Source organism: Pseudomonas sp. GL-B-12, from assembly GCF_019955895.1.
Lineage (GTDB): Bacteria > Pseudomonadota > Gammaproteobacteria > Pseudomonadales > Pseudomonadaceae > Aquipseudomonas.
In genome coordinates this window covers 1-24,979 of sequence record NZ_JAHBCX010000057.1, presented here as the reverse complement: position 1 = coordinate 24,979, position 24,979 = coordinate 1, and the positions used below count along the sequence as shown (strand labels likewise).

Below are 24,979 nucleotides of genomic sequence, written 5' to 3'. Positions count from 1 at the left end.
CAGGCGCGCATAGAAAAAGCCGCTTTCGCTTTGCAGGTCTTCGTCGCGCAGGTGGGACTTGCCGAGCACGCGGTAGGGTTCGGCGTAGTGGTAGGCGTCGCCGTAGGTGTTGTCGGCGACGCCGCGGATCGTGGCCACGCCGTGGGTGGTGGGCTCGCCGAGGGTCTGGTCGACCTCGCCGTCGAGGTAGGCGCGGCTGTCCTCGGGGTGATAGGCGCGCACGCTAACTTGCTGTTCCACCACCTTATGCCGGGTTTGCAGGGCCCAGACGCTGTCCTCGACGCTGTTGCTGAAGCCCGAGGGCGAGCGCAGCGGCAGCTCGACGTCGAACTGGTAGCAGCGCTGGTCGTCGCAGAACTCAACAACGTCGAAGGCGAGCTCTTCGTGCTGGATGCAGCGGTACCAGATGCCGACGTCGGCCAGGATCCGGCTGATGAAGGCCAGGTCGCTTTCCTGGTACTGCATCACCTGCTCGCGCTGCGGGTACTCGCGCTTGAGGTTGAAGCGGAAGTGCCCGGTGTTCAGACCGTGGCGGTCGCGCAGAATGCTTTTGACGATGTCTGGCACGGACTGGTGCTGATAGATCCGCGTCTGCTGGCCGCGATCGAGCAGGGCCAGGCGCGGTTGCAGGGTGACTTCGTAGCGGGCTTCGTCGATTGAGCCGGACAGGCGCTGGCAGGCGGTGATGCGGCCATAGACGGTGCGCAGGGGCTTGGGCGGTTTGGGCACTTCCCAAGAGAACACGGGCACGTTGGACGGTGCGTCGTACAGGCTGAATTCGGCGTACTGGCCGATGAATTTTTCCGCGCCGATGTCGAGGTCGCTGGCGGTGAATTCGATGCGGTAGAGGTAGGGTTGGCTAAGGTACTCATGGCCCTCGAAGGTGAGGACGTCGAGGGGCGTGTCGAGTCCGTCGACCTGCAGTTTGTGGCGGCTGTGGTCGAAGAAGGTGCGCGGTGTGTTGGACAAAATCAGGCCTCCCTTGGCTTTTGAAGCGGACGGGGAGGCTTCGTTGCCACCCTCGTTCAAACGCTGGGCAGCTTTCAGGAAGGCAAAAAAGGTTGATATAGGATGTTTCTGGTGGTGACGTAGGAAGCGTCTTGGTGTCGACCCGCCTGGTCTGTGGGATGTTTACGACCTGTTCAATGTTAAGCGGTGGCGCTTCTTTCGATGTCGTCTATCCGTTCGGGTTGAGCCCGAGTAGAGGATCAAAAATATCGTCCGAACGCGGCCCGAACCTTCGGTAACTCCACTGGAGTACGCCACTCCTACGTAGGACCCTACGATCTTCTGCTTTCAGCTTATGGCGATCAATGTGGCGCCAAGTTCACGACCACGGTTTATACATATCAAAAGATCGACCAAACCTTTAGGAGCCGGCTTGCTGGCGAACCGGACGATGCGCTGTGTCAGGCAAGCCGCCATCGCTGGCAAGCCAGCTCCTACAGGGGGGGGCGTTAGGCGGACTCTGCCACCAGTGCCCGCCTGCCAAGCTTCATCAACCAGTAATAACTCAACGCCGGCACCAGCAACCCGACGATCCACGCCAGATCCACCCCATCCAGCGCAGTGGCCACCGGGCCGACGTACAGCGTGGTGTTCATGAACGGAATTTCCAGGGCAATCGCCAGCAGGAAACTGCCGCAGGCGATCCAGTTGACCCGTCCGTAGATCCCGTTCAGGTCGAAGATGTCGTCAATCCGGTACTGACCTTTGCGCAGGCAGTAGTAGTCCACCAGATTGATCGCCGTCCACGGGATCAGGAAGTAGCTCATGAAGAAGATGAAGTTGAGGAAGAAGTTGATGAAGTCGTCCTGACTGATGGTGCACAGGGCCGTGGCCACCAGGCTGATCAGCAGCATGAACACACCGCGTACTCGCGGCGTCACCTTCAGTCGGGCAAACGGCTCGATCACGGTGATGGTCGACATGAACGCGCCGTACAGGTTGAACACGTTGATCGACACCTGGCCGTAGACGATGAAGGCGAACAGCAGCACCGCGCCAGCGCCGAACAGACCGGCGACATGCCCGCCGACGTTGCTGGAAAAGTCGCCGATGCCGACGCTCAGGATCGCCCCGAGAATCATCATCCACGCACCACCGCTGACCGTGCCGGCGTAGCTGTACCAGAACACCTGGGCGGTCGGCGTGTTGCTTGGCAGGTAGCGCGAATAATCGGCGACGTAAGGCGCGTAGGACAGTTGCCAGGTCACGGCGATGCTCACCGCCACCAGGAACTTCGACAGCGAGAAGCCCGTCGGCAGCCATTGTTCGGCCGGGATCGGCAACTGCAAGGCGAGCACTGTGGCGGCGACGAACACCACCAGCGACAGAATCGACAGCAGCTTCTGCAAGCGGTGAATCAACCGATAGCCATAGAGCGCGACGACGAAGCACAACGCGCCGATCAGGTAGATATTGCCGGACATCGGCAGCGGGCTGACGGACTCCAGCGCCTGGGCCGCGAGCAAGGTGTTGCTGACGAAGAAACCCAGGTAGATCAGCATCACGAACAGCAGCGGCAACACCGCCCCCAACACGCCGAATTGCGCCCGGCTCTGGATCATTTGCGGAATGCCCAGCTTCGGTCCCTGGGCCGAGTGCGAGGCCATGAAAATCGCCCCCAGCAACGAGCCGATGATGATCGCCAGCGCACTCCAGAACAGGTTGAGCCCCATCACCACCGGCAACACGCCGGAGGCGATGGTGGTGATGTTCATGTTGGCGCCGAACCAGATATAGAACAGCGAACCCGGCTTGCCGTGGCGTTCGGTCTCGGGGATGAAATCGATGCTTCTTTTTTCGACTTGCATGGCGATCACTCCTGAGTCCGGACGAGACGGGATTGCAGACGGGCGATGGTGCTTTGCAGCTCATGGGGCTGGTGGGCAAACAGGTCCGGCTGCTCGGGGATCAGGCTGATGTAATCGCGGTGTTGCAGGGCGTGCAGGCACTCGGTGGTGGTGAGGATTTCCAGCGCGTAGACCCAGTTGGCCATGATCAACAGGGCCGAGTAATGCCCGGCCTCGGTGGTCGTGGTGCAGGCATCGTTGACCAGGCGCACGCGATAGCCCAGGGCGAAGGCATCGAACACGCTGGTGAGCACGCAGACGTCGGTCAGCACGCCGCAGACGATCAGCGTGTCGACCTCCATTGCCTTGAGTCGGGCATCGAGGTCGGTGCGGTGAAAGGCACTGTAACGGCCCTTGTCGATGATCAATTCACCGGGCTGCGGCGTCAGCGACTCGATGATTTCCACTTGCCGGGTGCCGGCGCGGTAACTGCCGGGGCCACCGTCAGCGGCCAGGGGTTCGCCGTGGGGCAGGTCACTGCCGTCGGCCTGATTGATGTGGCGGGTATAGATGACAGGCATCCGCTGATGGCGGACGGTATCGAGCAGGGCGGCGGTATGGGCGACCACCCTGTCGAAGTTTTCCAGGACGAAGCCGTCCTCCTGCTGCATGTCGATGATCAACAGCGCGTTGTTATTGTTCATTGGGCAAACCTGATCAAGGCGAAACACGATGCACCGTACGCGCCATGCAATGGCGAGACGCGGGGTGCGTGATTGGCTGTTCGGGTGGGCTCAGTGAACCGTTTGCCAGAAGCCGTTCTGCTTGGCCGAAACGCTGGCGCGCAGGCGCTTGAAATGCAGGTGCGAAGCGGTCCATTCACCGCGCAGGTAAGCCCGCGCGGCGCCGGAGGGAAGGGCGAGTGATGGGAGGCGACCAGTCATCATTGGAATCGACCCTTGTGGGAGCGAGCCTGCTCGCGAAAAACTTCTGGATAACGCGGTCATTCAGATGGCGCGCGTTATCGTTGGCGTCCATCGCGAGCGAGTTCGCTCTTACCGGAACGCAGGCACTATGTGCTTGATGAACAGCTCCAGGGATTTTTTCTTCTCCGCGTGGGGCAGGCTGTTATCGCACCAGAAGCTGAATTCGTCGACCCCCAGTTCTTGGTAGTACTTGATGCGCGGAATGATTTCTTCCGGGGTGCCGATCATGGCGGTCTTGTGCAGGCTTTCCAGCTCGAACTCAGGGCGACCGGCGAATTTCTCTTCCGGGCTCGGCGCGAGGAAGCCGTTGACCGGGGTGGTCTTGTTGCCGAACCAGGCATCGAAGGTGCGGTAGAACTTCGAGATCGCCTTGGCCCCGACTTCCCAGCCCTGCGGATCGTCGGCGGTGTGCACGTGGGTGTGACGCAGCACCATCAGTTGCGGGCGCGGCACGCCAGGGTTGTTGTCCAGCGCTGCCTGGAACTTGTTCTTCAGGTCGAGGACTTCCTCGTCGCCTTTCATCAGCGGCGTGACCATGACGTTGCAGCCGTTGGCCACGGCGAAGTTGTGCGAGTCCGGGTCGCGGGCAGCGATCCACATCGGCGGGTTCGGCTGTTGGATCGGCTTGGGCACGCTGGTGGAGGTCGGGAATTTCCAGATGTCGCCGTCATGGGCGTAGTCGCCGTTCCACAATGCCCGCACCACCGGAACCATTTCCCGCAACGCCTGGCCGCCGGAGGACGCCGGCATGCCGCCGGCCATGCGGTCGAACTCGATCTGGTAGGCGCCACGGGCCAGACCGACTTCCATGCGTCCGTTGCTGATCACGTCGAGCAACGCGCATTCACCGGCCACCCGCAGCGGATGCCAGAACGGAGCGATGATGGTGCCGGCGCCCAGGTGAATGGTGGTGGTCTTGCCCGCCAGATAAGCCAGCAGCGGCATCGGGCTTGGCGAGATGGTGTACTCCATGGAGTGGTGTTCGCCGATCCACACGGTGCTGAAACCACCGGCCTCGGCCATCAGCGTCAGTTCGGTCAGGTCTTCGAACAACTGGCGGTGGCTGACGCTTTCGTCCCAACGTTCCATGTGTACGAACAGGGAAAACTTCATGACGCTTACCTCGGATCTTTTGTTGTTGGCCTGTCGACTGCGGGCCTGCTGGTTGTTGGTATACCATAATACTAATTTGTAGAAAAATATATTCTGACGAACAGTCCGGATCTCAGTCAGTAAAAGGTAGATCAAGCGCCGACTAACCTGTGGCGAGGGAGCTTGTCGGATCGCCGCACCGTCCCGTCAGGTCGCGAAGCGGCCTCAATAGGGGACTGCTTCGCAGTCCAGCGGGAGCAAGCTCCCTCACCACAGGTTTTATATCAGTCATGTGATCGGTTCAGGCCAAAACGGGCAGGGCGCCCATCTTGCCGTGGCAATACACCAACGGCCCGCTGGTCTGCCGGGGCACGATCAGGTTTTTCACCGCGCCGACCATGATGGCGTGGTCACCGCCTTCATATTCGCGCCACAACTCACATTCGATGACCGCCGTGGCGTTGGCCAGAATCGGGTTGCCCAGCTCGCTCAGCGTCCACTCGATCCCCTGGGCCTTTTCCTTGCCCTTGCGTGCAAAGGCATAGGCTTCGTTTTGCTGGCCGCCGGAAAGCACGTGGATGGCGAAGCGTTTGTTCTTGATCAGGACCGGGTAGGAATCGGAGCTGTAGTTGGGGCAGAACAGCACCAGGGCCGGGTCCATCGACAGCGAGCTGAAGGCGCTGGCGGTCAGGCCGACGATTTGCCCATCGTCATCCAGGGTGGTGATCACGGTCACTCCGGACGGGAACGAACCCATGACTTGTTTGTAGATGGCGGCATCGATCATTGGACGGTCCTCGGGTGGTGTGACGCGTTTTTATGTGTTTATAGGTCTGATGGTATACCGTAATACATCGATTGCAAGGTCTTTTTAGATGAACCGATAAACGTACGGCTTTCGTCGGAAACCCAATGATTACAGGGCTTTAAGCTAACCAGCGCTGGCGTGAATCGGGCAGGATGCCGGCTCAGATGCTTGTTCAAAGACCGGATCAGTCTTGTTTAAAGAATGGAATACCATAATATGGTCGGCATCTGATGGGCGGCCAGAGAGTCCCCCCGGTTTGGCTTCATACAAAGATAAGAACAGACAAACTCGAGTTCATGCACATGTCCCGGATGTCCCGGCAAGATCCGTTGATCGAGAACCACACGGTCGACTACGTTCCACTCGCAGAGCGCCACGGGAAGGCCCGCGATCTTTTCACCCTGTGGTTCAGCACCAACATCGCGCCACTGCCCATCGTCACCGGCGCCATGGTGGTCCAGGTGTTCCACCTCAACCTGTTCTGGGGTTTGCTGGCGATTGCCCTCGGGCACATGGTCGGCGGCGTGGTGATTGCCCTCGCATCCGCCCAAGGGCCGTGCATGGGCATCCCGCAGATGGTGCAGAGTCGTGGTCAGTTCGGCCGCTATGGCGCGCTGCTGATCGTGTTCTTCGCGGCGTTGATCTACATCGGTTTCTTCATTTCCAACATCGTGCTGGCGGGTTGCTGCGTAGTGGCGCTGGGTGCCTCGGCGAATTTCATTTCGCAATTCATCGGCCTGATCCTGGCGCTGTTGCTGGTGTTGCTGGTGTTGCTGGTGTTGCTGGTGTTGGTGCCGTGGGCCTCGATCAACCTGATCGACTTCTACCTGATCAAGCGCGGTCGCTATGACATCGCGTCGATCTTCCGGGCTGACGGTGGTATCTACGGTCGCTTCAACCTGCACGCGATCATTGCCTACTTCATCGGCATCATCGTGCAGCTGCCGTTCGCCAATACCTCCTTGTACGTCGGACCGTACGCCAATCTGGTGGACGGCGCGGACCTGTCGTGGCTGGTGGGGCTGGTGGTGACGTGCCCGTTGTATTACTGCCTCGCTACACGAAGCCAGTCGCAGGAAAGCCGTTCGGTAGAGCTCGGCTACACCGACTGAGGCAAAACCTTTCGTGTTCGTCTGAAAATGCCCGGCGCTTTGTTGGGCATTTTTGTTTTCGGCAACCGCTCAGCATTGCTTGAACGCATTCAGACCGCGTTGTACCGCCGGCCTGGCTTCGACCGAGTCGAACCAGCGCGAAAGTTGCGGAAGCTCTTTCCATTCCAATCGATCACGGAACGCTGTGGCGATGGTGAACGCCGAAATGTCGGCCATGGAGAACTGCTCTCCGGCCATGAAGCCGGCAGTCAGAAAACTTTCCGCGTAGGTCAGTTGCTCGATCACCCGCAGATCGATGATCGCCGCTGCCTTGTCCTGCCCCGCCTGGTGCAGAAAAAAGGCGGCATGGCTGGGGGCGATGACATCGGTCACGAAAAAGAAATAGCGGTCAATCACCCGGATGCGCTCAGGTCCGGGCTGCGCCGGTGCCAGCCTTCCGGGTGCAATGGAGTCGGCGTATTGGATGATGGCGTTGGACTGGTTGATGACCAGCGTCGGTGTTGTCCCGTGATCGATCAGGGTCGGGACTTTCCCGGCCGGGTTAAGCGCCAGAAAGGCCGGGCCACGGTGCTCCTGCGCATACAGGTCGAGCCTGCGTGCCGTGTAGGCGATGCCCGATTCTTCCAGGGCAATCGCTGCCCGCAGGCTGTTGCCGGTGTTCGCGCCGTACAGTTCGATTTGATCGTTCATGGGTTATTGCTCTTGTTGGGACATGCAAGCAGTCACCAAACACTGCCGATGATGTCAGTATGATGAAAATCCGCCGCACCGATATGCAAAAACAGTGACCGTCCATACCCCGGCGCGACAAGGCTTATCCCTCCACGAAAACTACTTACACCTCGTTTGATAATAGCCTCTCGAAATGTTTTAAGAGTTTCACAAACCAGTCAGTCAACCCTCACCTCGAACGTCCGATGCTCATGTCACTCATCGAGCGCGCCTGTTTTCGCGCTCGTGTTGAGCGCTGTTGCGTGGGCGGCAATCGGGTTCTGTCTGGCGGTGAAACCTTCAAATAACGATAAGAAACACCCAGGAGCACCCTATGTTCAAACGAGCCATTCCTACCGCAGTCCTGCTGGCCACCAGCTCGATGGGCGCACAGGCTGCCGATACTGCCGGCCATGGATTTCTGGAAGACAGCAAGGCCAGCCTCTCGATGCGCACCTTGTACTTCAACAGCGACAATCGCGATGGCAGCGCTGCCCCTTCGAAAACCGAAGAGGCGGCCCAGGGTTTCGTGTTGCGCTATGAGTCCGGGTTTACGCAGGGTGCGCTGGGGTTCGGGCTCGATGCCCAGGCGTTGCTTGGCATCACACTGGACAGCGGAGCGGGGCGCCACGTCGGTAGCGGCATGATTCCTTCTGACGGCGACGGCGCGGCCGCCGCCTGGAGCAGCTTCGGTCCTACGGCGAAGATGCGCCTGGCCAGGACGGAATTTCGCTACGGCACCTTGCTGCCGAAATTGCCGATCCTTCTGGCGAACGATGCCCGTGTGTTGCCGCAATCGTTTACCGGCGCACAGGTCACCTCGAACGACATCGATGGCCTGACGTTGACCGGCGGTGTGCTGGAGCACGCGGTAGGGCGCGCCTCGACGGACCGCACAGGCTTGTCGGTCGCCGGCAGCACGCAGGACAGCAACAAGTTCTACTACGCCGGCGGAGACTACAACCTCACCAGGAACCTGAAGACCCAGTATTACTTCGCGCAGCTGGAAGATTTCTACAACCAGAACTTCCTTGGCCTGACGCACATTTTGCCCATCGACAGCGCAAGCTCACTGACCACCGACCTGCGCTACTTCCGCACCACGTCGAGCGGTGCCAACAGCTCTGCCTCCGGCCGCGCGCAAGGCTATCGGGTGTCGGGTTACACCGACGACAACGACGGTGAAATCGACAACAGCACCTGGGCTGCGATGGTCACCTACACCCATGGCGGGCACGCGGTGTCGGTGGGGCATCAACGGGTGGGCGACGGCAGCAACTTCGTCCAGCCCAACCAGGGCAGCCTGGTGGACAAAGGGGCGGGCGGCGGCAGTGTCTACCTGCCCACCGACAAGATGATCCAGAACTTTGCCCGGGCCGGCGAGCAGACCAATTTCGGCCAATACACCTACGACTTCGCGCCCTTGGGCGTGCCGGGCCTGAAAGCCTCGATCGTGTATCTGAAGGGCACGGACATCAAGGCGAAAAACGCCAGTGACCAGTCCGAGTGGGAGCGCGACATGACCCTGGACTACGTGTTGCAGTCGGGCACGTTCAAGGGGGTGGGGTTCACCTTGCGTAATGCCAAGTCCAATACCGATGCCGGGCGCAACGTCGATCAGAACCGGTTCATCATCAATTACACCTTGTCGTTGCTGTAATCACGCACACCCCCTGTGAGAGCGAGCCTGCTCGCGAAGGCGGTATATCAGGTCACATCGATATTGAATGTGCCGGCCTCTTCGCGAGCAAGCCCGCTCCCACAGGGTTCGTGGCTATCCGCAAAATCCGTGAGCAACCAACACGACTGTGGGAGCAACTGTCTTCACTGTGCCACTCGTCACCGCCATTCGGTGCCATCGCGCAACATGGCATTCAGCCTAATCAGTAAGACCCGCATGCAGGCAAGAGCGCGACTATCGCGCTCTTGCCTCGCTCCCGAAGAGCGTCATAGCGTGCGTTGAAGTCTGGCTGTTTGGACTAACCCTCGGTGAAAGGCCTCGTGCCGCTGATCAATGCGGACACCTATTTTGGCCATTTCGGTCTCCTTTTGGCCTGCCTCACGCTGTGAACCGGCCACGCCGTCAGCAAGAATCAGACGCGGGTGGCTGAGTCGGCCACCCGCGTTGAAACCACAACCAGACGCTTCACTTCCTTGCCCTTGGCTATTTTCAAGGCCGCTGCCGTGTACAGAACATAAAAACCATCGAACTCACGCCACACTTGGGGAAACGATCCATGGACTCAATGAAACGCATACTGGGCGCCACCGTTTGCGGACTGTCGCTGCTGGCCAGCGCGGTGCACGCCGAACAGGGCGAATTGCGGGTGTACAACTGGGCGGACTACATCCTGCCGTCCGTGCCCAAGGATTTCGCCAAGGACACCGGGATCAAGGTGACCTGGGACACCTTCGACACCAACGAGTCCCTGGAAGCCAAGCTGCTGACCGGCAACTCGGGTTACGACCTGGTGGTGCCATCGAACCAGTTCATCGAAACCCAGATCAAGGCGGGCGTGTTCCAGAAACTCGACAAGTCCAAACTGCCGAACTGGTCGCACCAGGACCCTGCGTTGCTCAAGCTGCTGGACAAGAACGACCCGGGCAACCAGTACGGCGTGCCCTACATGTACGGCACCGTGCTGATCGGCTTCAACCCGGCCAAGGTCAAGGCAGCACTGGGCGAGAATGCGCCGGTGGACAGCTGGGACCTGGTGTTCAAGCCCGAGAACATGGAGAAGCTCAAGGCCTGTGGCGTCGCCATGCTCGACTCGCCTTCGGAGATCCTGCCGCTGGCCCTGCATTACCTGGGGCTGGACCCGAACAGCCAGAACCCGGATGACTACGAAAAAGCCAAGGCGCTGATGCTCAAGGTTCGCCCTTACGTCACCTACTTCAACTCCGCCAAGTACATGACCGACATCGCCAACGGCGATATCTGCGTGGCCATCGGTTACTCCGGCAGCTTCTATCAATTCGGCAATCGCGCCAAAGAGGCGGGCAACGGCGTGGTCGTCGACTGGCGCCTGCCGAAAGAAGGCGCGCCGATCTGGTTCGACACCTTCGCCATCCCCAAAAGCGCAAAGAACGTCGCCGAGGCCCACGAATTCCTCAACAACCTGCTGGACCCGAAAGTCATCGCGCCGATCAGCGACTTCCTCGGTTACCCGAATGCCAACAAGGACTCGCTGGCGCTGATCGACAAAGACATCACCGGCAACCCGAACCTGACACCGACCAGCGAGGCATTGAAGACGCTGTACGTCGTGCAGCCATTGCCGCAAAAGCTTGAGCGGGTGCGCACCCGGGTCTGGACCAGTATCAAGTCTGATCAGTAACCCCGGGATATTTTTGTGAGATCCCTGTAGGAGCGAGCTCGCTCCTACAGGTCGTCCTGTGTCGAATTTATCGAAAGAACTCCCCCGGTGTCTCACCGAACTGCTGGCGGAAGGCAGCGATAAACGCCGACGTCGAGTCGTAGCCACAGGCCAACGCGACGTCAGTCACCCGCTCACCCTGTTCCAGTGGCGTCAGGGCGCCAAGCAAACGCAAGCGCTGGCGCCAGGCGCGAAAGGTCAGGCCGGTGTCGCGCAGGAACAGGCGACTGAGGGTTTTCTCGGTGACGCCGAACTGGTCGCTCCAGTGAGTGAGTGTGGTCTGTTGCTCCGGGTGCGACTCCAGGCTTTGGGCGATTTGCCGCAATCGGCTGTCCTGGGGCAGGGGCAGCATCAAATCGATCTGCGGCGCCTGCGCCAATTGATCCAGAATCACCTGGGCCAATCGACCGTGCGGCCCGTCCTGATCGTATTCCACCGGTACCTGACTGAAGGCACGGATCAACTCGCGCAACAAATCGCTGACCCCCAACACATGACACCCCGGCGGCGCCCACGTCGAGACGCTGCAATCGATGTACAGGCTGCGCATTTCCGTGCGCGGCGAACTGAACACCCGGTGCGGCATGCCCGCCGGAATCCACACCGCCCGTTCCGGCGGGGCGACGAAACGCCCGACGCCGGTCTGTATTTCGAGTACGCCCGCAATCGCATAGGAAAGCTGCACCCACGGGTGGCTGTGGCGCCGAGTCAGGGCGCGATTGGGCAGCGATTCGGTACGGCCATAGAGCGGTCGTGGCAGGCTGGACAGCCCGGGAATACTGCGTCGAACACTCTTGTCATGTCCTTTAGGCGGCATCAGTTGGCTCATCGGCGTTAGTCGGTAATTCACAGTCACGTTAGAGTCGCTTTCACGTACTGGCAACCCCCGGATGATCAACCCCATGACTCGCCCCCGTCTGTTACCTGACAACTTCACCCTGACCCTGATCGGCGTGGTGACGCTCGCCAGCCTGCTGCCTGCCAGCGGCCAGGTCGCGGTCGGTTTTGGCTGGCTGACCAACGTCGCCATCGCGCTGCTGTTTTTCCTGCATGGCGCCAAGCTGTCCCGCGAATCGATCATCGCCGGTGCCGGGCATTGGCGCCTGCATTTGCTGGTGTTCAGCCTGACCTTCGTGCTGTTTCCGCTGCTCGGCCTGGCGCTCAAGCCGCTGCTGTCGCCGCTGATCGGCAATGATCTGTACATGGGCATGCTTTACCTGTGCGCGCTGCCTGCCACGGTGCAGTCGGCGATTGCCTTTACTTCACTGGCGCGGGGCAACATCCCGGCGGCGATTTGCAGCGCGGCGGCGTCCAGCTTGTTCGGGATTTTCCTCACGCCGTTGCTGGTGACCCTGCTGTTGAACGTGCACGGCGAAGGCTCCTCGACTCTCGACGCCATCCTCAAGATCAGCGTGCAGTTGCTGCTGCCGTTCATTGCCGGGCAAATCGCGAGGCGCTGGATCGGCAATTGGGTGGCGCGCAACAAGAGCTGGTTGAAGTTCGTCGATCAGGGCTCGATTCTGCTGGTGGTCTACGGCGCGTTCAGCGAGGCGGTGATCGAGGGCCTCTGGCACCAGATTCCGTTGCTGGATCTGGTTGGGCTGGTGGTGGCGTGCTGCGTGGTCCTGGCGTTGGTGTTGGTGGCCTCGACCGTACTGGGCAAGGCATTCGGTTTCAACCAGGAAGACCGCATCACCATTCTCTTCTGCGGTTCGAAGAAAAGCCTGGCGACCGGCGTGCCGATGGCGCAGGTGCTGTTTGCCGGTAGCACCATTGGCTTGCTGATCCTGCCGCTGATGCTGTTCCACCAGATTCAACTGATGGTCTGTGCGATGCTGGCGCAGCGTTATGCCAATCGACCGGAATCGATTCCCGAATTGATGGCCCAGGTAGATCCCTGATTCGCCAGCCGTGGCGGCTCGAGTGAGCCGCCACGGTTTTACCGGTCAGCGCTTGTCAGCGACCAATGGCGGGGTGCGCGGCGGGATCATGCGTTTGTTCCCGGTCGACTCGAACGCCGACGCCAGGTGCAGCAGCGACGAGTCGTCATAGGCGCGCCCGGCAAACGTCAGGCCGACCGGCATGCCGATGTCCGGCATCACGCCCATCGGCACGGTGACCGTTGGCACGCCCAGGTGGCGGATGGCGAGGTTGCCGTTGGCGACCCACACGCCGTTGCTCCAGGCGATATCCGCCGATTGCGGATCGACATCGGCATTCGCAGGGCCCACATCGGCGACCGTCGGGAACAGCACCGCGTCGAGCCCCAGGCGATCCATCCAGTCTTCCAGATCGATCTTGCGGGTTTTCTCCAGCCCGCGCAGGCCGTCCGGCATCGTGCTGATCTGGTCCCACGGAGTGATGCCGCGTTCGGCCATGCGCACGTATTCGTCCATGCCGGCGACCAGGTCGCCCTCGCGGTTGGGCAGGGTGCCCGGGTCGTGAGGGAAGATCTGCGGGCCGTCGACATCGACCAGACGATTCAGTTTCGGATCGCCGTTGGCTTGCAGGAAATCATCGAAGGCCCAAGCGGTCAGGTCCCACAGTTCATGGTGTAAAAATTCTTTGGAGACGATGCCGCGATTGAACACGGTCGGCGTGCCAGGGCGATCACCCTCGCAATTGGAAACCAGCGGGAAATCCACTTCGAGCACTTCGGCGCCCGCGGCTTCGAGGGCCTTGCGCGCCTGTTCCCAGAGCCCGATCACCGAAGGACGGGTGTTGATGCGTTGGCCGGTCGGCCCACCGATGCCCGGCGCTTCGGACGTACCAGCTTCAGGGTCGGCGTTGATGTACATGCGTGGAATGCCGAACTTCTTGCCTTTGAGCGCCTCGCTGTTGGCGGCCAGCGCCGCGTAGGATTTGGGGCGCACCAAGGACGAGCTCGGGATCGGCACCCAGGGTTGCAGGCGCCACAGGTCGCCACGGGTGTCCGGGTCATCGGCCACTACCACGTCGAGCACTTCCAGCAGGTCAGCCATGGTCCGGGCGAACGGCACAACCACGTCCATGGTCGGGGTCAACGGCCAGTTGCCGCGCACCGAGATCACCCCGCGTGAAGGCGTGTAGGCACACAAGCCATTGTTCGAGGCCGGGCCACGACCGCTCGACCAGGTTTCTTCCGCCAGGCCGAAGGCTGCGAAACTCGCGGCAGTGGCAGTACCCGCGCCGTTCGACGAACCGGAGGCGAAAGGGGCGGTGAGGTAGTCAGCGTTGTACGGGCTCTCGGCGCGGCCGTAGACGCCGCGCTGCATCCCGCCGTTGGCCATCGGCGGCATGTTGGTCTTGCCCAGGCAGATCGCCCCGGCGGCGCGCAGGCGTTCGATGGTGAACGCGTCGCGATAGGCGACCAGGTCCTTGAAGGCCGGGCTGCCGGAAGCGGCGGTGAGGCCCTTGACCAGATAGCTGTCCTTGGCGGTGTAAGGGATACCGTCCAGCGCTCCCAGCGTCTGGCCCTTGGCGCGACGGGCGTCGGACGCCTGCGCTTCGGCGAGCGCCTCGGGGTTGCGAACCACGACGGCGTTCAATGCGGTAGGCGTCTCGGGGCCGTCATAGGCGTCGATCCGCGCGAGATAAGCCTGGACCAGTTCAACCGAGGTGGTCTGGCCGGATTCGAGCGCGGCGCGCAGCTCGGCAATGGAAACTTCGGTAACTTCGATCATGCTGCCACCGCCGCTTGCAGGTGGAGGGTCCCAAACACTTCACTTTTCTCGAAATGGACTTTCATATCGTTATTCTCGTTGCACTGTGTGGCACGACAGGGGCGGGTGTTAAAAATACTGAGCACTATTTAGCATTAAACCGGGATTTTAGGAATCCGTTGTCCAATTTATCTTACAGGCGACAGAAATAAGGCCACCACAACCCGACGTTGTGGTGGCCCGAGGGTGACACATTATAGTGGCCCGCACGCGCAGGCCAAAGGATCAGTGAGCGCCGGCGGCCTTGTTCAGGTCGCTTTCGGCCCATTCGGTGTAGACGCAGGCATCGGCGGTGGCCCAACGCACTCGCACCGGGTCGCCGGCCTTGAGCGGCATGCCGGCGGCTGACAGCGCCTTGACCGTCATCGAGGTGCCGCCAGCGGTGATCACGCTGCAGGTCTGGCTTTCGCCGAGAAACAGCACTTCCACGACCTTGGCCGAGACTTCGTTCCAGCCGGCGGCCAGCGGTTCGGCAAGGGCTTGTTCATTGCTCAGGGCCAGGGCTTTTTCTGGACGCACCATCAACAGCACGTCCTGATCGGTTTGCAGGCCGGCGGTGAGTCGGATCGACAGCGGTTGCCCTTCGAAGGTCGCCACCGCATTACCCTGGGCCTTGAGCTTGAGGAAGTTCGAGTTGCCGAGGAACGAGGCGACAAAGGCGTTCGGCGGATTCTGGTACAGGTCATAGCCGCTGCCCAGGCCGACGATCTTGCCGTGGCTGAAAATCGCGATGCGCTGGGACAGGCGCATGGCTTCTTCCTGATCGTGGGTCACGTAGACGATGGTGATGCCCAGGCGCCGATGCAGCTGACGTAGTTCATCCTGCAGGTCTTCACGCAGTTTCTTGTCCAGTGCACCGAGGGGTTCGTCCATCAGCAGGATGCGTGGCTCATAGACCAGCGCCCGGGCAATAGCGACTCGTTGCTGCTGGCCACCGGACAGTTGCGAAGGGCGGCGATGGGCGAATTGCTCAAGCTGCACCAGCTTGAGCATCGCATCGACCCGGCGCTCGCGTTCGGCGGCGGCCAGTTTGCGAATGGCCAGCGGGAAGGCGATGTTGTCGCGTACCGACAGGTGCGGAAACAGCGAGTAGCGCTGGAACACCATGCCGATGTCGCGTTTGTGCGGCGGCACATTCACCAGTGACTGGCCGTTGACCAGGATCTCGCCACTGCTCGGGGTTTCGAAGCCGGCAAGCATCGACAGCGTGGTGCTTTTGCCCGAGCCGCTGGAGCCGAGGAAGGTGAGGAATTCGCCGTCCTTGATGTCCAGCGAGATGTTGTCCACGGCGGCAAAGTCGCCGTAGTGCTTGTTCAGGTTACGCAGGCTGACCAGGGGTTTGTCATTTTGCTGCGCGGAATCTTTGATCACTGCACTCATGTCGTACTCCTGGCGCTCAAGCGCTGATTTCGTTGCGCCGGCGCAGAGCGGCGGCGATCACCATGACCAATACCGAGAGGCCGATCAGCAGCGTCGAGGCGACGGCGATCACGGGCGTCAGGTCCTGGCGCAGGGTGGTCCACATTTTCACGGGAAGGGTTTGCAGGGTCGGGCTGGCCATCATCACGCTCAGCACCACTTCATCCCAGGAGACGAGGAAGGCGAAGAGGGCGCCGGCCACCATGCCCGGACGGATCGCCGGGAAGGTCACCTTGAACACCGCTTGCAGGCGCGAGGCGCCGCAGATCACCGCCGCATCCTCGATCGACTGGTCGAACAGCTTCAGCGAATTGATGATCGAGATGATGGTGAACGGCAGCGCGACGATGACGTGGCTGACCACGAACGCGAACATGGTCCCGGTGTAACCCAGTTTCAGGAACAGCGCGTACACCGCTACGGCGATGATCACCAGCGGTACGATCATCGGCAGGGTGAACAGGCCGTAGAGCATTTCCCGGCCGGGAAAGCGGCCACGCACCAGGGCGAACGCGGTGGGCAGGCCCAAAGCGATGGCGAAGAACGTGGTCAGCACCGCGACTTTCAGACTGGCCATGGCGGCGTTCATCCAGTCGGCATTGGAGAAGAACTGGCCGTACCATTTCAGCGTCCAGCCCGGTGGCGGGAACACCAGCCATTGCGACGATCCGAACGACAGCAGCACGATGAACACGATCGGCAGCAGCAGGAACAGACCGATCAGCCCGGTGGTGGCATACAGGCCGAAGCGCATCCGGCGGCTCATGGCATTGGGGGTCAGGAGCATGACGGCTTACCTCGCGTTGCTGGCGCCAACCGGGGATTCCGGCTGAAGCTTCAGGTAGAAGTAGAACAGCACCAGCGTGATCACGATCAGCAACGCGGCGCCGGCGCTGGCCAGGCCCCAGTTGAGGAACGACTGCACCTGCTGAATGATGAACTCGGGCAGCATCATGTTCTGCGCACCGCCCAGCAGCGCCGGGGTCACGTAGTAACCGAGGGACATCACGAACACCATCAGGCCGCCGGAGAACAGTCCCGGCCGGCACAGCGGCAGGAACACCCGGAAGAAGTTGGTCCAGGGGCTGGCGCCGCAGATGGAGCCGGCCTGCAGGATCATCGGGTCGATGGCCTGCATGGTCGCCTGCAACGGCAGCACGATGAACGGGATCATGATGTAGCTCATGCCGATCACCACGCCGGTGAGGTTGTGCACCATCTCCAGCGGTTGATCGATGATGCCCATGGCCATCAACGCCTTGTTGATCACCCCGGAGGCTTGCAGCAACACCAGCCAGGAGTAGGTGCGGGCGAGCAGGCTGGTCCACATCGACAGCAGCGCGATGTTCAGGATCCAGCGGCCCCAGCCACGGGGCACCAGGGTGATCGCCCAGGCCAGCGGGAAGCCCAGCAACAGGCTGAACAGCGTCACCAGACCGGCCACCGAAAAGGTGTTGAGCAAGACCCGGGCATAGGCCGAGTTGGCGAACAGCTGTTCGTAGTTGCCAAGGCCCGGCACTGGTTCCAGCACGCCGCGCAGCAGCAGGCCAATCAATGGCGCCAGAAAGAACAGGCCAAGAAACAGCAGGGCGGGCACCAGGTTGCTCGCGCCACGCCAGCGCTGCGCCAGGGAAGGAGATTGCGTCATCACAGCTGCCTTGGCGGGCGCCGAACCGGCAGCGCCAGTGGCGCTCCCGGTGGCAGTGGATGGACGAGACGCGGTTGCCGTCATTTTCATTTGACCAGCCATTCGTTCCACCGTGTCGCGATGGCCGGACCGTTCTTGGCCCAGTACGCGAAATCAAGAGTGATCTGATCCTTTGCGTAAGCGGTCGGCAGGTTAGGGGCCAGTACCGAGTCCAGGCGCTGCACGCTGTCGACGTTGACCGGGGCATAGGCGGTCAGGTTGGAGAAGTCCGCCTGGCCCTTGGCGCTGCTGGCATTGGCCAGGAACTTCATCGCCGCATCCTTGTTTTTCGAACCCTTGGGAATGACCAGGATGTCGGCCATGACCAGGTTCTGCTTCCAGCTTACGCCGACTGGGGCGCCGTCTTCTTGCAGGGCATGAATCCGGCCGTTCCAGAACTGGCCCATGCTCGCTTCACCGGAGGCCAGCAGCTGCTGCGACTGCGCGCCGCCGCCCCACCAGACGATGTCTTTCTTGATGGTGTCGAGTTTCTTGAAGGCGCGGTCCAGATCCAGCGGGTAGAGCTTGTCCGCTGCTACACCGTCGGCCAGCAGCGCCAGTTCCAGCACGCCAGGGCTTGGCCATTTGTAGAGGGCGCGTTTGCCGGGGTAGGTCTTGGTGTCGAACAGCGCGGACCAGTCTTGAGGCTTGTTGGCGCCGAGCTTGCCTTCGTTGTAGCCGAGGACGAAGGAGAAGAAGAACGAGCCGACGCCGTGATCGCTGACGAAACGCGGGTCGATCTTGTCGCGTTCAATCACTTTGAAATCGAGGGGTTCGAGCAAGCCTTCGGAGGCGGCGCGCAGGGCGAAGTCGGCTTCGACGTCGACCACGTCCCACTGCACGTTGCCGCTTTCGACCATGGCTTTGAGTTTGCCGTAGTCGGTCGGGCCATCCTGCACCACGGTGATGCCGCTGGCCTTGCTGAACGGGTCGGCCCAGGCCTGCTTCTGCGCATCCTGGGTGCTGCCGCCCCAACTCACGAAGTTGACGCTTTCAGCCGCCATCAACACCTGGCTGGTCACGCTCAGCAGTCCCGCAAAAAGAACCGCGGTCGCACGTTTGTTCAACACCATTTTCACGCCCTCATTGTTGTGTTTATGAGCGGGGCTTCGAGTGCCCGCCTATCGGGAGCAGTAGGTCCATCGAGTCAGTGCTGACTGTCCGGTCTATGGAATATCATATTATGGTATTCCAAACTTTGTGCAAGCACTTTGCCGTACCGGCTATCAGCCGAAAGTGGATTTTTTCCTGCAATCGAATGCAGACCTGTGGCGAGGGGGCTTGCCCCCGTTCGGCTGCGAAGCAGTCGCAAAATTGAGTGACTGGGTCTGTCTTAATGACGCTGGGGGGCGCTTCGCGCCCCAACGGGGGCAAGCCCCCTCGCCACAGGTAAGGCACCAGCCTTAGGCAGGGCTCGGAATCACTCGGTGAATGGAATACTCTCCACCACCTCCAGGTCATACCCGGTCAAACCCGCATACTTCAGCGGCGGCCCGAGGTGGCGAAGCTTGCCGACACCCAGGTTCTGCAGGATCTGCGCACCGGTGCCCACTTCCGAATAAATCCGTGACTGCGAACGGCTGAACTGCCGTGGTGGTTGGGTCAATTGCGGTACCCGCTCGAGCAGCGCCTGGGAGGATTCGTGATTGGCCAGCACCACCACCACACCGTGGCCTTCGGCGGCGACACGCTGCAAGGCGGCCCACAACGTCCAGTTGGTCGGCCCGCTGTACTCGGCACCGACCAGATCGCGCAATGGGTCGATCACATGCACCCGCACCAGTGTCGGTTGCTCGCGGCGCAGATCGCCCATGACCATGGCCATGTGGACACCGCCTTCGATGCGATCCTCAAAGGTGATCAGACGAAAGGTGCCGTGCACGGTCGGCAGGTCACGTTCACCGATACGCACGATGGTGTGCTCGGTGCTCAGGCGATAGTGGATCAGGTCGGCGATGGTGCCGATCTTGATCCCGTGCTTGCGCGCGAACACTTCCAGGTCCGGGCGCCGGGCCATGGTGCCGTCGTCGTTCATCACTTCGACGATCACCGAGGCCGGGGTATGGCCGGCCAGGCGTGCCAGGTCGCAGCCGGCTTCGGTGTGGCCGGCGCGGGTCAGCACGCCGCCTTCCCGGGCGCGCAGCGGGAAGATGTGGCCGGGTTGCACGATATCGGCGGGGCCGGCATGGGCGGCGACGGCAGCGGCCACGGTGCATGCACGATCCGCAGCCGAGATGCCGGTGGTCACACCGACAGCGGCCTCGATGGACACGGTGAAGGCGGTGCTGAACACGCTGCCATTGCTCGGGACCATCTGCTCCAGGCCCAGGCGTTTGCAGTGTTCGTCGGTCAGGGTCAGGCAGATCAGGCCCCGGGCTTCACGGGCCATGAAGCTGATCGCCTCGGGTGTGCAGCAGTCGGCGGCCAGCAACAGGTCGCCTTCGTTTTCCCGGTCTTCATCGTCGACCAGCAGGACCATTTTGCCGAGGCGGTAATCTTCGATGATTTCTTCGATGCTGTTGAAGGCCATGCTGGAGTCTCAGTGTTTGTTGGATTGGTAATGTGGTATACCATAATACAAAACAAACTGAGAGGTCACTATGAAGGCGTACTGGATTGCTCATGTGGATGTCACTGACCCCGATCAATACAGCCAATACACTCAGCGGGCGCCGCAGGCGTTTGCCCTGTATGGCGGTCGGGTTCTGGCGCGGGGTGGGCGTAGCGAGGCGATGGAAGGTCGGTCGACGCCGCAACGTAGTGTGGTGATTGAGTTTGATTCCTATGAGCAGGCGGTGGCTTGCTATCACTCGGCGTTGTATCAGGAGGCGCGTGGGTACCGTGAGGGGGTGGCTTTGGCTGAGGTGATTATTGTCGAGGGGGTGGAGCTGCTCTAAAAAGCGACTGAGTTGAGTACATATCCGTTTCTTCGGTTATGGCGGCTTATGGTTTCGCCCTTACGGCGAGTCACTTTTTTTACAAGCGCCTAAAAAAAGTAACCCAAAAAACGCTCGCCCCGAACGTACGGCCCCTCGCTAAGGCTCGGGGTTCCTTCGCTCCGGCATTCATCCGGGGGCATCGCCTCCGGTCGGCTTCGCTCGACCTCCTCTCGATGTGTTCGGCTGCGCCGAACGGCGCTGCGCGCCCACCCCCGGATGAACGCCTCCACTCAGCCTGCCGAGGGGGCGGGTGGATCAAGATCAAGAGCTGCAGGCGAGCTAACGCTCGGCCTGATGAGTGGTGAAGAGCGTGGGTGTATGCCGATCTGCCTTTGCTCTTCTGTGGGAACGGCGGTGCGGCGATCCGACTTGCCTGCGAAGGCGGCCTGACAGCCGACCTGGTTTTTGCAGATGTCCCCAATCCCTGTGGGAGCGGGCTTGCCCGCGATGACGGCCTGCCAGCCGACCGAAATCTTGCGGATGTACTGAGTACCTGTAGGAGCGAGCCTGCTCGCGATGGCGGCCTGCCAGTCGACCAGGTACATCACAGGCGAACGAACCCAGCAAACAGGCCGGCCGGTAGGCCGCCTCGCTTTTGCTTTTGCTTTGGCTTTGGCTTTTGATCTTCTTGCCCCCTCGTGAGGCCGAGTGGAGGTTCTGCGCAGTGGGCAACCCGGCATGGATGCCGGGTTAGCCGCCGCCGGCCATGGATGGCCGATGGCGGCGGGCCCACGGAGCAGGACCGGAGCGAGGGCATGCCGAGCCTTGGCGAGGCACCGAACGTCAGGGGCAAGAGCCCTTGGTTACTTGGGGCTCTTCCAAGTAACCCGCTGTAAGAGCGGAACCCTAAGTGGCCGTTACCGCAAAAACGGATATGTACACCCTCAAAAATCCACGCCGCCTGCTACACCGCCATCGCGAGCAGGCTCGCTCCCACAGGGTCCTTCAGAGGCCACAAGTGGCCGTTACCAAAGAAACGGATATGTACACGATCAAAAGCAAAGACTATCAGCGAATAAAGTGAATCTTCCCGCTGTCGTCATTGCCCATGTAGATGCCATACACCCCAGCCTGACGCTCCTCGATATAGCGCTCAAGAATCTGCCGGATCGCCGGATAATAGATGCTGTCCCAAGGAATGTCCTCAGGCGCGAAGAACTTGTAGTCGAGGGTTTCCGGGCCGTACTGCCCGGTGATCTCCAGCGCGATGGCGCGGAAGATGATGTACACCTCGCTGATCTGCGGCACGCTGAAAATCGAGTAGGGCGAGACGATTTCCGCACGCACGCCGCTTTCTTCCCAGACCTCGCGCAAGGCCGCCTGCTCGGTGGTCTCGCCGCTTTCCATGAAGCCCGCCGGCAGGGTCCAGGTACCCGGGCGCGGCGGAATCGCGCGTTGGCACAACAGGTACTTGCCGTCCTGCTCGATGATGCAGCCGGCAATGATCTTCGGATTGACGTAATGGATGTAGCCGCAGCCGCGGCACATCAGGCGCTCGTGCGTATCGCCCGGCGGCAGCTGCTGACCGAGATCAGCGCTGCCGCACTTGGGGCAAAAGCTCGGGCTGAACATTTCAGCGACCTATGCGCGGTTCTTTCAGCGCGATGGGCAGGGTGATCGCCGGGATGTCGCCGGTTTCTTCCTGCTTGCGCTTGAGGTAGTCCAGGGCCACGGCCGCGGCTGCACGCACGTGGTCGACGCAAGCCTGGTGGGCGGCCAGCGGATCGCCGCCCTTGATCGCCTCGACCATGCGCTCCATTTCCTGGTTGCTGGCGCCGCGACGGTTTTCCTGGGACACCGAGGTCGCGCGCAGGTAGCTGATGCGTGCCTGCAACTGGCGCAGCTGAGTGGCCGCGACATGGTTGCCCGAGCCTTCGAGCAGCACATCGTAGAAACCCTGCACCGAGTCGATGACCTGTTGCAGTTCGCCGTCTTTCAGCGCCTTGCGGTTTTCTTCGAGGGCTTTTTCCAGGGCCTTGATGTCCTTGGCCTTGGCGCGCAGGGTGAACAGTTGCACGATCAACCCTTCGAGTACGCAGCGCAGCTCGTAGATGTCCACGGCATCGGCCAGGGTGATGATCGCGACACGCGGGCCCTTGGCGTCGGCGAATTCCACCAGGCCTTCGGATTCCAGGTGACGCAAGGCTTCGCGCACGGAGGTACGGCTGACGCCCAGGCGATCGCACAGATCGCGTTCGACCAGACGGTCTCCCGGCAGGAGCTGGAAGTTCATGATGGCGCTTCGCAGTTTATCCAGCACGATTTCGCGCAGGGTAACGGGGTTGCGATTGACCTTGAAGCTGTCGTCGAGTGGCAGGCGTTTCATGGGGTCCGCTCTGATTGTGGCTGTCCATGCAAAAAGAGCACTTCGATTACGGGAATCTGGGTGCCCGGTCAGATCAAACAGCCAAGGGTTAACTGGAGGCCTCGGCATCGGCTTCGGCGAAGGCTTCACGGGCGAGCCGGAAACTGTCTACGGCAGCGGGGACACCGCAATAAATGCCGACCTGAAGCAATATTTCGCGTATTTGCTCACGACTCAGGCCGTTACGCAAGGCGCCGCGCACATGCAGCTTGAGTTCATGGGGCCGGTTGAGGGCCGAGATCATCGCCAGGTTGATCATGCTGCGCTCCTTGAGCGACAAACCCTCACGGCCCCAGACATGACCCCAACAATATTCGGTGACCATTTCCTGCAACGGGCGGGTGAAGTCGTCGGCGTTTTCGATGGAACGGTTGACGTAGGCTTCGCCCAGCACCTGGGTGCGGATCTTCAGGCCTTTTTCATACTTTTCGTTGTTCATTTGCGTAGCTCCCGTGGGCTCAAAGGCCGCCCATCAAGGTGTATTTGAGTTCCAGGTAATCCTCGATGCCGTATTTCGACCCTTCACGGCCCAGCCCCGAGGACTTGATGCCGCCAAACGGCGCGACTTCGGTGGAAATCAGCCCTTCGTTGATCCCGACCATGCCGTACTCCAGCGCCTCGCTCATGCGCCAGGCGCGGCCCAGGTCGCGGGTGTAGCAGTAGGCGGCCAGGCCGAATTCGGTGTCGTTGGCCATCTCGACGGCCTTTGCCTCGGTGTCGAAGCGGAACACCGCTGCCAGTGGGCCGAAAGTTTCTTCCTGGGCGACTTTCATTAGCGTGGTAACGCCCGCCAACACGGTTGGCTGAAAGAAGCCATTGCCCAATGCATGGCGTTCGCCGCCGCACAGCAGTTGTGCGCCGTGTTCCAGCGCGTCTTGCACGTGGTCTTCCACCTTGGCCACGGCACGCTCGTTGATCAGCGGCCCTTGGGTGACGCCATCCTCGAAACCGCTGCCGACCTTGAGTTGCGAAACCCGTTCGGCCAGGCGTGCGACAAAGGCGTCGTGGATGCCGTCCTGCACCAGGAAGCGATTGACGCAGACGCAGGTCTGCCCGGCGTTGCGGAATTTGGCGATCAGCGCACCATCAACGGCACGTTCCAGATCGGCGTCATCGAAGACAATGAACGGCGCGTTGCCGCCCAGTTCCAGCGAGACTTTTTTCAGGGTCGGCGCGCACTGGGCCATCAGCAATTTTCCGATCCCGGTGGAGCCGGTGAACGACAGTTTGCGCACGAGTGGGCTTGAAGTCAGCTCACCACCGATGGCAATGGCATCGCCAGTGATCACGCTGAAAATGCCCGCTGGAATGCCAGCCTGTTCCGCCAGTGCGGCCATGGCCAGTGCCGAGAACGGCGTTTCCGGGGCCGGTTTGACGATGCACGGGCAACCGGCCGCCAGCGCGGGGCCGGCCTTGCGGGTGATCATCGCCGCCGGGAAGTTCCACGGCGTGATGGCCGCGACGACACCAATCGGCTCCTTGCTGACGACGATGCGCGCGTCGCCCTTGTGGCTGGGAATGGTGTCGCCGTAGATGCGCTTGGCCTCTTCGGCGAACCACTCGATGAAGCTCGCGGCGTAGAGGATTTCGCCCTTGGCTTCAGCCAGTGGCTTGCCTTGTTCGAGGGTGAGGATGTTTGCCAGGGCGTCGGCATTTTCCAGCATCAGGGCATGCCAACGCTTGAGCGTATTGCTGCGCTCCTTGGCGGTCAGTGTGCGCCAGGCCGGCCAGGCTTTGTTGGCAGCCTCGATGGCCTGGCGCGCATGTTCGGCGCCGAGGTTCGGCACCCGGCCGATGAGTTCACCGGTGGCCGGGTTGAAGATGTCCTGACAGGCGCCATCCGGCGCGTCCAGCCATTGGCCATTGATGTAGGCCTGCTGGCGGAACAGTAACGAGGCTGCTGGGCTCATGCCGGCTCCCGAGTAAAGTGGTGGACCCTGTGGGAGCGGGCTTGCTCGCGAAAGCGGTGGGTCAGTCAATATTGATG

23 protein-coding genes and 1 pseudogene are annotated in these 24,979 nt (G+C 61.2%); 5 read left to right on the top strand and 19 right to left on the bottom strand.

The window, feature by feature from the left end; all coding sequences use genetic code 11:
* The 6 genes from KGA85_RS26740 to KGA85_RS26715 form a co-directional block, all read right to left on the bottom strand.
* Positions 1–969: type VI secretion system Vgr family protein (locus tag KGA85_RS26740; protein ID WP_223543502.1), on the bottom strand; the 969-nt coding region annotated here is incomplete at its 3' end.
* Between the two features lie 488 nt (positions 970–1,457).
* Positions 1,458–2,816 (bottom strand): purine-cytosine permease family protein, encoded by a 1,359-nt coding sequence (locus KGA85_RS26735; RefSeq protein ID WP_223543501.1) that lies wholly within the window; start codon positions 2,814–2,816, stop codon positions 1,458–1,460.
* A gap of 5 nt (positions 2,817–2,821) precedes the next feature.
* Positions 2,822–3,499: a cysteine hydrolase family protein gene (locus KGA85_RS26730; RefSeq protein ID WP_223460826.1), complete on the bottom strand. Its 678-nt coding sequence runs from the start codon at positions 3,497–3,499 to the stop codon at positions 2,822–2,824.
* A gap of 90 nt (positions 3,500–3,589) precedes the next feature.
* A complete protein-coding gene (locus KGA85_RS26725) occupies positions 3,590–3,742 on the bottom strand; it encodes a hypothetical protein (RefSeq protein ID WP_221174502.1) in 153 nt (50 codons plus the stop codon).
* A 108-nt stretch (positions 3,743–3,850) separates the two neighbouring features.
* Entirely contained in the window at positions 3,851–4,894 is a 1,044-nt protein-coding gene (locus KGA85_RS26720) for an LLM class flavin-dependent oxidoreductase (RefSeq protein ID WP_223460828.1), read from the bottom strand.
* A gap of 280 nt (positions 4,895–5,174) precedes the next feature.
* Complete coding sequence (locus KGA85_RS26715; protein ID WP_223460830.1) at positions 5,175–5,660, bottom strand: flavin reductase family protein; 486 nt, start codon at positions 5,658–5,660, stop codon at positions 5,175–5,177.
* A gap of 323 nt (positions 5,661–5,983) precedes the next feature.
* Here KGA85_RS26715 and KGA85_RS26710 point away from each other — a divergent pair, with 323 nt between their 5' ends.
* Positions 5,984–6,793, top strand: coding sequence for a cytosine permease (locus tag KGA85_RS26710; protein ID WP_223460831.1), 810 nt, complete (start codon positions 5,984–5,986; stop codon positions 6,791–6,793).
* Positions 6,794–6,862: 69 nt separating this feature from the next.
* Here the strand turns inward: KGA85_RS26710 and KGA85_RS26705 are convergent, their stop codons facing one another.
* Entirely contained in the window at positions 6,863–7,483 is a 621-nt protein-coding gene (locus KGA85_RS26705; RefSeq protein ID WP_223460833.1) for a glutathione S-transferase family protein, read from the bottom strand.
* A 355-nt stretch (positions 7,484–7,838) separates the two neighbouring features.
* Here KGA85_RS26705 and KGA85_RS26700 point away from each other — a divergent pair, with 355 nt between their 5' ends.
* Positions 7,839–9,164, top strand: coding sequence for an OprD family porin (locus tag KGA85_RS26700; RefSeq protein WP_223460835.1), 1,326 nt, complete (start codon positions 7,839–7,841; stop codon positions 9,162–9,164).
* A 179-nt stretch (positions 9,165–9,343) separates the two neighbouring features.
* On the opposite strand, the pseudogene KGA85_RS26695 reads toward KGA85_RS26700, so the two are convergent.
* Positions 9,344–9,474 (bottom strand): annotated as a pseudogene (locus KGA85_RS26695) (IS110 family transposase); the annotation flags it as partial.
* A 267-nt stretch (positions 9,475–9,741) separates the two neighbouring features.
* Between KGA85_RS26695 and KGA85_RS26690 the strand changes: the two are divergent.
* Entirely contained in the window at positions 9,742–10,842 is a 1,101-nt protein-coding gene (locus tag KGA85_RS26690) for a polyamine ABC transporter substrate-binding protein (RefSeq protein ID WP_223460836.1), read from the top strand.
* A gap of 67 nt (positions 10,843–10,909) precedes the next feature.
* Here KGA85_RS26690 and KGA85_RS26685 read toward each other — a convergent pair whose 3' ends face one another.
* Positions 10,910–11,698, bottom strand: coding sequence for an AraC family transcriptional regulator (locus tag KGA85_RS26685; protein WP_223460838.1), 789 nt, complete (start codon positions 11,696–11,698; stop codon positions 10,910–10,912).
* An 85-nt stretch (positions 11,699–11,783) separates the two neighbouring features.
* Here KGA85_RS26685 and KGA85_RS26680 point away from each other — a divergent pair, with 85 nt between their 5' ends.
* Complete coding sequence (locus KGA85_RS26680) at positions 11,784–12,782, top strand: bile acid:sodium symporter family protein (protein ID WP_223460839.1); 999 nt, start codon at positions 11,784–11,786, stop codon at positions 12,780–12,782.
* A gap of 45 nt (positions 12,783–12,827) precedes the next feature.
* On the opposite strand, the gene KGA85_RS26675 is transcribed toward KGA85_RS26680, so the two are convergent.
* The 6 genes from KGA85_RS26675 to ribBA all read right to left on the bottom strand — a co-directional run bounded on the left by KGA85_RS26675 (position 12,828) and on the right by ribBA (position 20,218).
* Positions 12,828–14,543, bottom strand: a complete 1,716-nt coding sequence (locus KGA85_RS26675; RefSeq protein ID WP_223533796.1) for an amidase — start codon at positions 14,541–14,543, stop codon at positions 12,828–12,830.
* 264 nt (positions 14,544–14,807) lie between these two features.
* A complete protein-coding gene (locus KGA85_RS26670) occupies positions 14,808–15,962 on the bottom strand; it encodes an ABC transporter ATP-binding protein (RefSeq protein ID WP_223460843.1) in 1,155 nt (384 codons plus the stop codon).
* 16 nt (positions 15,963–15,978) lie between these two features.
* Positions 15,979–16,788, bottom strand: coding sequence for an ABC transporter permease (locus KGA85_RS26665; RefSeq protein ID WP_223543500.1), 810 nt, complete (start codon positions 16,786–16,788; stop codon positions 15,979–15,981).
* 6 nt (positions 16,789–16,794) lie between these two features.
* A complete protein-coding gene (locus KGA85_RS26660; RefSeq protein WP_223543499.1) occupies positions 16,795–17,739 on the bottom strand; it encodes an ABC transporter permease in 945 nt (314 codons plus the stop codon).
* On the bottom strand, positions 17,736–18,761 hold the full coding sequence (locus KGA85_RS26655) for an ABC transporter substrate-binding protein (RefSeq protein ID WP_223460844.1): 1,026 nt from the start codon (positions 18,759–18,761) through the stop codon (positions 17,736–17,738). Before KGA85_RS26655 ends, KGA85_RS26660 begins: the two co-directional genes overlap by 4 nt.
* A 347-nt stretch (positions 18,762–19,108) precedes the next feature.
* Positions 19,109–20,218 (bottom strand): bifunctional 3,4-dihydroxy-2-butanone-4-phosphate synthase/GTP cyclohydrolase II, encoded by a 1,110-nt coding sequence (gene ribBA, locus KGA85_RS26650; RefSeq protein ID WP_046043525.1) that lies wholly within the window; start codon positions 20,216–20,218, stop codon positions 19,109–19,111.
* Positions 20,219–20,288: 70 nt separating this feature from the next.
* Here ribBA and KGA85_RS26645 point away from each other — a divergent pair, with 70 nt between their 5' ends.
* Positions 20,289–20,585, top strand: coding sequence for a DUF1330 domain-containing protein (locus tag KGA85_RS26645; RefSeq protein WP_223460846.1), 297 nt, complete (start codon positions 20,289–20,291; stop codon positions 20,583–20,585).
* A gap of 1,050 nt (positions 20,586–21,635) precedes the next feature.
* On the opposite strand, the gene KGA85_RS26640 is transcribed toward KGA85_RS26645, so the two are convergent.
* The 4 genes from KGA85_RS26640 to KGA85_RS26625 form a co-directional block, all read right to left on the bottom strand.
* Positions 21,636–22,199 (bottom strand): NUDIX hydrolase, encoded by a 564-nt coding sequence (locus KGA85_RS26640; protein WP_223453488.1) that lies wholly within the window; start codon positions 22,197–22,199, stop codon positions 21,636–21,638.
* A 1-nt stretch (position 22,200) separates the two neighbouring features.
* Entirely contained in the window at positions 22,201–22,953 is a 753-nt protein-coding gene (locus tag KGA85_RS26635) for a GntR family transcriptional regulator (protein ID WP_015095667.1), read from the bottom strand.
* 88 nt (positions 22,954–23,041) lie between these two features.
* Positions 23,042–23,431 (bottom strand): carboxymuconolactone decarboxylase family protein, encoded by a 390-nt coding sequence (locus KGA85_RS26630; protein WP_007991919.1) that lies wholly within the window; start codon positions 23,429–23,431, stop codon positions 23,042–23,044.
* A 19-nt stretch (positions 23,432–23,450) separates the two neighbouring features.
* Positions 23,451–24,902, bottom strand: coding sequence for an NAD-dependent succinate-semialdehyde dehydrogenase (locus KGA85_RS26625; RefSeq protein WP_223543498.1), 1,452 nt, complete (start codon positions 24,900–24,902; stop codon positions 23,451–23,453).
* Between the last annotated feature and the right edge of the window lie 77 nt (positions 24,903–24,979).